Genomic DNA, 6,312 nt, shown 5'->3' with positions numbered 1-6,312 from the left:
GCGGCAAACGCCTGCGGCGCGGGGCGCGGCTCTGGACCGTGGCGGTGTCGACCTTCAAGGCCGAGACCTACCGCTTCCTGCGGCTGGAGCGACTCACGACCGAGGAACGCGCCGAGGGCGCCGCCTTCCCGCCGGGCACGATCCACCTGCCCACATGGGTGGAAAGCGAATGGCTGAAGCAGTTCGTGGCCGAACAGCTGGTGACGGTCCGCACGAAACGCGGCTTTGCCCGGCTGGAATGGCAGAAGCTGCGCGAGCGCAACGAGGCGCTGGACTGCCGGGTCTATGCCCGCGCCGCTGCCTGGATCGCGGGCGCGGATCGCTGGCCCGACGAGAAATGGCGCGACCTCGAGGATCAGCTCGGGGCAGCCCACACCGACACCGATCCCGCCGGGCAGATCAACCGGCCGGGACAGGCCCCGCAGGGCAAGCGCCGCTCCGACTGGCTCGGACGGCGCGGAGGATGGTTTTGATGACCGACTGGACGGAAACCGAACTTTCGGCGCTGCGCCGGGCCTATGCCAGCGGCACGACCCGGGTCAGCTATGACGGCAAGTCGGTGGATTACGGCTCGGCCGAGGATCTGCTCGCCCGCATCCGGACCATCGAGCGCGACATCGCGGGAACGACACGGCCGTTGCCGGTCGCCGGGCTGGCGGGCTTCTCCCGCGGGGATCGCTGATGCCCGCCAACTGGATGGACCACGCCATCGCCACGGTGTCGCCCCGCATGGCCGCGCGCCGAGTCATGGCGCGTCAGGCCTTCGAGACCCTGACGCGCGGCTATGACGGCGCGTCCAAGGGGCGGCGGACCGAGGGCTGGCGCGCGCCGGGCTCCTCGGCCGACACCGAGATCGGCGTGGCCGGGGCGCTGTTGCGCGACCGGATGCGCGATCTGGTGCGCAACAACCCGCATGCGGCCAAGGCCGTGGCGGTGCTGGTGAACAACATCATCGGCGCCGGCATCATGCCGCGCGCCGCCAGCGGCGACGACACGCTCGACCGCAAGGTCGACGCGCTCTTCGAACGCTGGACGGCGGAGTGCGACGCCGACGGCCAGCTCGACTTCTACGGACTGCAGACGCTGATTTGTCGCGAAATGGTCGAGGCTGGCGAAGTGCTGGTGCGTCGCAGGTTGCGCCGATCGTCGGACGGTTTGCCGGTGCCGCTGCAATTGCAGGTGCTGGAGGCCGACTTCCTCGACGCCACCAAATCCGGCGCCCTCGGCGCAGGCCGCCTTGTGCAGGGGATCGAGTTCGACCCGGTCGGCAAGCGCCGGGCTTACTGGCTCCATGCCGAGCACCCCGGCGATGCCTGGGGCGCGCTGCAGGGCGGGCTCGGATCGCACGCGGTCCCGGCGAGCGAGATCGCCCATGTCTACGAGAAACAGCGCACGCAGGCGCGGGGCGTTCCCTGGGGGGCACCGGTCATCCGGTCATTGCGCGATCTCGACGACTACGAGGTGGCGGAACTCGTCCGCAAGAAGACCGAGGCCTGCGTCACCGCCATCGTCTTCGGCGACGACGAGGCCCAGCAGGGTATCGCGCCCTCCGTGGTCGACGCCGATGGCAACCGGGTCGAGCAGTTCGAGCCGGGGCTGATCGCCTATGCCCGGGGCGGCAAGGACATCCGTTTCAACCAGCCCGCGGCCACCGGCGGATACGGCGAATACAAGCGCGCCAGCCTGCACACGATCTCGGCCGGGTTCCGGGTGCCCTACGAACTGCTGACCGGGGACCTGTCCCAGGTCAACTATTCCTCGATCCGGGCGGGGCTCGTGGAGTTCCGCCGCATGATCGACGCCGTCCAGTGGCAGCTCTTCATCCCGATGCTCTGCGCCCCCGTCTGGCGTTGGTTCACCGAGGCCGCTTGGGCGGCGGGCCAGATCCCGACGCCGGACGTACCGGTGGAATGGTCGCCGCCCAAGTTCGACGCCGTCGATCCCTACAAGGACGCGATGGCCGATCTGCTGGCGATCCGGACCGGCACCATGACGCTGGCGCAAGCTATCGCGCGGCAGGGCCATAACCCTGATGCAGTCCTCGCGGAAATCGCCGCGACCAACGCCAAGCTCGACGGTCTCGGCCTCGTGCTCGACAGCGATCCGCGCCGCGTCACGAAAACCGGCAGCGCGCAGGCGGGCGATCCGGCCAGCGAGGCGGCCGCCCCCGCATCTGAACCAAAGAAGGAATAGGGCCATGCCCGAGACCAACATGTCGGCCCCGGTCGCCCTGCCGATGCAGCTGCGGCGCGCGCCGATCTTGCCCGCGACCGTCAACACCGAGGCGCGCTCGGTCGACGTGGTCTTCACCACCGGCGCGGCCGTTCGGCGGCGGCGCTGGACCGGCTGGGACACCTCCGTGCCCTTCGACGAGATCCTCGAAGTGAGCGAACGGGCGGTGGACCTGACGCGCCTCAATGCCGGGGCTCCGGCGCTCGACAGCCATTCGGTCTGGTCCTCGCATTCGCAAGTGGGCGTCGTCGAACGCGCGTGGATCGAGGGCAAGGAAGGCAAGGCCACCATCCGCTTTCCGCGCGAGGGGCTCGACCAGGCCGCCGACCGCATGTTCGGCCTGATCAGCGACGGCATCATCCGGAACGTCTCGGTCGGCTATTCCATCGAGCGGGTGAAGGTGGTCGAGCCCGCCACGAAAGGCGAGGTCGAGCAGCGCATCGTCGAACGCTGGACCCCGCTCGAGGTCAGCTTCGTGACCGTTCCCGCCGATCCCCGCGCACAGGTCCGCGCCGCAGATCAGGCCAGCTATCCCGTCGAAATCGTCGACACCCGCATGCAGAAGGAGGCATCCATGCCTGAGAGTACGACCACCGTGGCCGGGGATGTCCCCGCCTTGACCGAGACCCGCCAGCAGCCCGTCGCGGCCCCGGCACAAACCGAACCGACCACCGCGCGCACGCCGGAACCGGCTCCTGCGCCCGACGCCGAGGCCATCGCGACCCGTGCCCGTGATGCCGAGCGCGACCGCGTCTCCACCATCTACGATCTGACGGGCCGCCTGAACCTCGAGCGCAGCTTCGCCGAGGACCTGGTCAAGCGCGGCGTCAGCGTGGACGAGTCCCGCCGCCTGATCCTCGACCAGGTCGCCGCGAAGTCTGACGAGACCCGGACCTTCCCCCATGTCTCCGTCCCCCTCGGCGGCCGGGACGAGCGCATCACCCGCCGCGACGCGGTGGCCAATGCGCTCCTGCACCGCTACAGCCCGACGCTGTTTCCGCTGGAGGATGCCGCCCGCCAGTATCGCGGCATGACGCTCTTGGAACTGGCCCGCGAAAGCCTCGGCAATGCCGGGGTCAACACCCGCGGCCTGTCGCGCGACGAGGTGGCGACGCGGGCGCTGCACTCGACCTCGGACTTTCCCGAGATCCTTTCGGCCGTCACCAACAAGACCCTGCGGCAGGCCTATGACGCCTATCCCCGGACCTTCACGCTCTTCTGCCGCCAGGTGCTCGCCACCGACTTCAAGGCCATGCACCGCGTCCAGCTGGGCGAAGCGCCGCAGCTTCTGGAAGTCGGCGAAAGCGGCGAGTTCAAGCGCGGCACGCTCGGCGAGAGCAAGGAGAGCTACAAGGTCAAGACCTATGGCCGGGTCGTCGCCATCACCCGCCAGACGCTGATCAACGACGATCTCGACGCCTTCACCCGGATCCCGGCGATGTACGGCAACTCCATCGCCCAGCTGGAGTCGGACGTCGTCTGGGGCATCATCACTTCAAACCCGGCGATGGCCGACGGCAACGCGCTCTTCCACACCACGCACAAGAACCTCGCCGCAACGGGCGCTGCGCTGGATGTGGCGAGCGTCGGCGCGGCGCGGGCGGCGATGGCGCTGCAGACCGGCCTCGACAAGAAGACGGTGCTGAACATCCGCCCCGCTTTCCTGATCGTGCCTGCGGCCCTCGAACTGAAGGCCGAGCAGCTGGTGGCCCAGAACCTCGTGCCGGCCGACAGCGCCAAGGTGGTGCCGCAGTCGATCCGCACCCTCTCGCCGATCAGCGAGCCGCGCCTCGATGCGGCCAGTGCCACCTCCTGGTATCTGGCGGCCTCGCCCAACCAGATCGACACCATCGAATACGCCTATCTCGAGGGCCAGCAAGGCGCCTACATCGAGACCCGCAACGGCTTCGACGTCGACGGCGTCGAGATCAAGTGCCGCCTCGACTTCGGCGCCAAGGCCATCGACTGGCGCGGCCTCTACAAGAACCCGGGCGCGTAACGTCAGAACAGGCCGTAGAGGTCGCGCCGCCCGTGCACGGCGCGGACGATCTCGATGTCGACGCCGACGATCCGGTAGAGCAGCAGGTAGGACCCGCTCACCAGATAGCGCAGCCCGGGGCGGATATCGTCCCGGGCCGGACCCATCTGCGGATTGTCGGCCAAGTGGCTGGCGACCTCGTCCAGCCTGTCGAGGACGCGGTCGGCTGCGGACGGATCGTCGTCCGCGATGTGCGTCCAGATCTCGATCAGGTCGTCGCGGGCCGCCCGCGTGAAGAGGACCCGCGGCATGCGTGTCAGGACGCGCTTCTGCGGTTCCGCGCCTCGCGCTTGATATCGGCCATGGTCGTGCCGGGCTCGGCGCGGCCGCTGGAAATCCCGGCATCCCAGAGTTCACCCACGACCCGCCGTGCCCGCCACTCCCGCAGGGCCTCGCGGACCACCTCGCTCGACGAGGCATAGGCGCCGCTGCCCACCGCCTCCTGCAGAAGGGCGGCATGCTCGTCGGTGATGGAAATGCTGATCTTTCCGGCCATGTCCGATCCTCCTGCCGCAAAGGTAGGAAAAATTCGCACCACGCGCAACTGTCACCCGAAAGGAAATCCCCATGAAGAACTACGTCCAGCCCGGCAACACCCTCACCCTGACCGCGCCCTATGCCGTCGCCTCGGGCGAGGGCCTGCTCGTCGGCTCCATCTTCGGCGTCGCTTCCGGCACCGCTGCCCTCGGAGAAACCGTCGAGACCGCGCTCACCGGCGTCTACGATCTGAAGAAGGTCGCATCGCAAGCCTGGGCGGCAGGCGACAAGGTCTATTGGGACAACACCGCCAGGGAAGCGACCAAGACCACCACCTCGAACACCCTGATCGGCGTGGCTGTGGTCGCGGTGGCGGGCGGCGCAGGCGACACCATCGGCCGGGTGCGCCTGAACGGGAGCTTCTGATCGGGCCTATATGGCAACGAGATACCGGGCCCGGAGTTCCGCGAGATGTGACGTCAGCCAAGCCGGCCCGGTTTGCGCCCAGGTTTCCCAGAGCTCCGGATAACTCATGGCGACGAAACTCGGACCCGCGCCCGCAACCCGTTCGGCGAAAGCAGCGATTTCGGCGCGATGTGCCGCAAACTCGGGGCAAGCATCGGGGTTCTGCGGCTCCCAGAACAGATAGAGGAGCGTGGTGGAGCGATCCCGGAACGTGCGCGCCATACCGAAGGCATGCTTGATCAGTTGGGCCGCATCCAGCCAGACATAGCTGTCCGGCGCGTCCATAAGCCGGATCATCTCGCGGAAATAGCCATGATCGCGCCTGCCGTCGCGGATTTGCTCGGCATAGGCAGGCGAGAAGGCGGCGCGGTGTCTGACAACATACTCGGTCAGTTTGGACTCGATGCCGACCACGGCGGTCGGGCCTGAAAGCAGAACATCGAGGTTCGGGGATCGTCCGCCCCGCAGGCCAGTCGGGCATTTCCGCTCGAACTGGAGTTGATCGAAGGTCGCGCCGCCTGGCATCGCCAGATCGCCGATGCGACGGCGGAAGGGCGCAAAGCAGTTCACGGCAAGTGCAGACGAGGAATGCGCTGCCCGAAACTTGGTCTGAAGTTCGTTGCCGTCGCCCGCGCTGAGATCGGCCTCGAAGTCCTCGGGCAGGACCATCGGCAGCAGGTTGCCCCTGAAATCTGCGGCATAGCCGTTGTCGTCGATCAACCCGTCAGGACGCTGACGGGCCAGTGCGCTTTTGAGGGCGACAAGCGCTCGGGTGCGAACGGCGCTCTGGGAAATGGAAACAAGTGTCATGGAGGGCAGCATAACCGTGAACGCCTTTGCATCCACTGTCGATTTGCTCTTCGCCGATCCCAACATCAGTCGGGACGCGGTCTACTTCGCCGAGGGCGGCGCGCCCGTCCTGGTGCGCGTCGTTGCCCGGCGTGCCGATGCGGTCACCGACCTCGGCGATGCACGGCTCTGGTCCGAGACCACCCGGATCGACCTGCGCGTGGCCGAGGTGCCAACCCCGCGCCCCGGCGACCGTATCGAGATCGAGGGTGACGCCTTCCTCATCCAGGGCGAGCCCGTCCGCGACCGCG

9 protein-coding genes are annotated in these 6,312 nt (G+C 68.1%); 6 read left to right on the top strand and 3 right to left on the bottom strand.

The genetic code is table 11. The annotated features are described in order from the left end of the window. The 4 genes from EZM81_RS17635 to EZM81_RS17620 all read left to right on the top strand — a co-directional run. Positions 1 to 473: terminase gpA endonuclease subunit (locus EZM81_RS17635; protein ID WP_211195447.1), on the top strand; the 473-nt coding region annotated here is incomplete at its 5' end. Then, positions 473 to 682 (top strand): phage head-tail joining protein, encoded by a 210-nt coding sequence (locus EZM81_RS17630; RefSeq protein ID WP_136646685.1) that lies wholly within the window; start codon positions 473 to 475, stop codon positions 680 to 682. The genes EZM81_RS17635 and EZM81_RS17630, both read left to right, overlap by 1 nt. Beyond that, entirely contained in the window at positions 682 to 2,193 is a 1,512-nt protein-coding gene (locus tag EZM81_RS17625) for a phage portal protein (protein WP_136646684.1), read from the top strand. Before EZM81_RS17630 ends, EZM81_RS17625 begins: the two co-directional genes overlap by 1 nt. Positions 2,194 to 2,197: 4 nt before the next feature. Next, the gene (locus EZM81_RS17620) at positions 2,198 to 4,231 is read left to right on the top strand and encodes a prohead protease/major capsid protein fusion protein (RefSeq protein ID WP_248298276.1); all 2,034 of its coding nucleotides are present in this window, start codon (positions 2,198 to 2,200) and stop codon (positions 4,229 to 4,231) included. A gap of 2 nt (positions 4,232 to 4,233) precedes the next feature. On the opposite strand, the gene EZM81_RS17615 is transcribed toward EZM81_RS17620, so the two are convergent. Then, positions 4,234 to 4,521: a type II toxin-antitoxin system RelE/ParE family toxin gene (locus EZM81_RS17615; RefSeq protein ID WP_136646683.1), complete on the bottom strand. Its 288-nt coding sequence runs from the start codon at positions 4,519 to 4,521 to the stop codon at positions 4,234 to 4,236. A 5-nt stretch (positions 4,522 to 4,526) separates the two neighbouring features. Beyond that, on the bottom strand, positions 4,527 to 4,766 hold the full coding sequence (locus EZM81_RS17610; protein WP_136646682.1) for a ribbon-helix-helix protein, CopG family: 240 nt from the start codon (positions 4,764 to 4,766) through the stop codon (positions 4,527 to 4,529). A gap of 71 nt (positions 4,767 to 4,837) precedes the next feature. Here EZM81_RS17610 and EZM81_RS17605 point away from each other — a divergent pair, with 71 nt between their 5' ends. After that, complete coding sequence (locus tag EZM81_RS17605) at positions 4,838 to 5,173, top strand: DUF2190 family protein (RefSeq protein ID WP_136646681.1); 336 nt, start codon at positions 4,838 to 4,840, stop codon at positions 5,171 to 5,173. A 6-nt stretch (positions 5,174 to 5,179) separates the two neighbouring features. Here the strand turns inward: EZM81_RS17605 and EZM81_RS17600 are convergent, their stop codons facing one another. Next, positions 5,180 to 6,088 carry a hypothetical protein gene (locus EZM81_RS17600; RefSeq protein ID WP_248298275.1) on the bottom strand — a complete coding sequence of 303 codons (909 nt, stop codon included), beginning with the start codon at positions 6,086 to 6,088 and terminating at the stop codon, positions 5,180 to 5,182. On the opposite strand from EZM81_RS17600, the gene EZM81_RS17595 reads away from it, so the two are divergent. After that, positions 6,021 to 6,312, top strand: a 292-nt coding sequence (locus EZM81_RS17595; protein ID WP_371685773.1) for a hypothetical protein, incomplete at its 3' end; no start/stop codon positions are given. The two genes, EZM81_RS17600 and EZM81_RS17595, sit on opposite strands and share 68 nt — an antisense overlap.

This window comes from Tabrizicola sp. YIM 78059, assembly GCF_004959785.1.
GTDB classification, from domain to species: domain Bacteria; phylum Pseudomonadota; class Alphaproteobacteria; order Rhodobacterales; family Rhodobacteraceae; genus Tabrizicola; species Tabrizicola caldifontis.
Note: the sequence above shows the minus strand (reverse complement) of the source record. Positions and strands in the feature narration are given on the sequence as shown.